Below are 1,005 nucleotides of genomic sequence, written 5' to 3'. Positions count from 1 at the left end.
AAGGCCACCCCCTATATCACCCTGACCACCGAGGCCGGGGCAGTCGGCGGCGTACTGGCAGGCGGCTCCAGCTTCGGCTCCTCCGCCAACGCCGACGCCATCATCGACCAGAACCAGATGTTCGATTTCTACGACGGCGGCGGGTTGGACCTCACCTGCCTCGGCATGGCCGAATGCGATGCTGAGGGCAGCGTCAACGCCTCGCGCTTCGGGGGCCGCCTGAATGGCTGCGGCGGCTTCATCAACATCTCGCAAAACTCCCGCGCCGTGGTCTTTGCCGGCACGTTCACCGCTGGCGGACTGAAGGTAGCGGTTGAGGACGGCAAACTGCGCATCGTCCAGGAAGGACGCAACAAGAAATTCGTCCGCCTGATCGAACAGATCACCTTCTCAGGTCCTTATGCTTCGCAGCGCTCACAGCCGGTGCTTTACGTGACCGAACGCTGCGTGCTGCAGCTGACGCCCAAGGGGCTGGAGCTGATCGAGATCGCGCCCGGCATCGACCTGCAGCGCGATATTCTTGACCAGATGGAGTTCAAGCCGATAATCGAGAATGTCACCCAAATGGACCCCCGCATCTTCCGGGATGAGCCGATGGGACTGATGAACGACCTGTTGAACCTGAACCTGCCGGAGCGGATCACTTATGATGCCGCACGCCACACCATGTTCCTCAACCTCGAAGGCTGGAGCGTCAAGAAAAAGCGCGACATCGAGGACCTGACCCGGGTCCTTCAAGATGCCTTTGTCAAAAGCGGCCAGGATGTGAACATGGTGATGAATCAGAACGGCTTCCGCATTGCCGAGGATCTGCAGGATGCCTACGCGGCCGCAGTCGGGCAGACGCTGGAGCGCCACAGCGCCTCGATCGCCCACTATACCACCAGCGCCTTCATGCGCCTGAAAATGCAAGGCACCCTCGCCAGCCGCAGTGTGCAGCCGCATATTTTCGAGAGCGGTGAAGAGGCGCATCAGGCCATTTGGGGGTCCTGAAGCGGACACAAA

1 pseudogene is annotated in these 1,005 nt (G+C 60.8%); it reads left to right on the top strand.

The annotated features are described in order from the left end of the window. Positions 1–993 (top strand): annotated as a pseudogene (locus tag A2I95_RS42365) (acyl CoA:acetate/3-ketoacid CoA transferase); the annotation flags it as partial. Between the last annotated feature and the right edge of the window lie 12 nt (positions 994–1,005).

It is taken from the genome of Leisingera sp. F5 (assembly GCF_001593695.1).
Note: the sequence above shows the minus strand (reverse complement) of the source record. Positions and strands in the feature narration are given on the sequence as shown.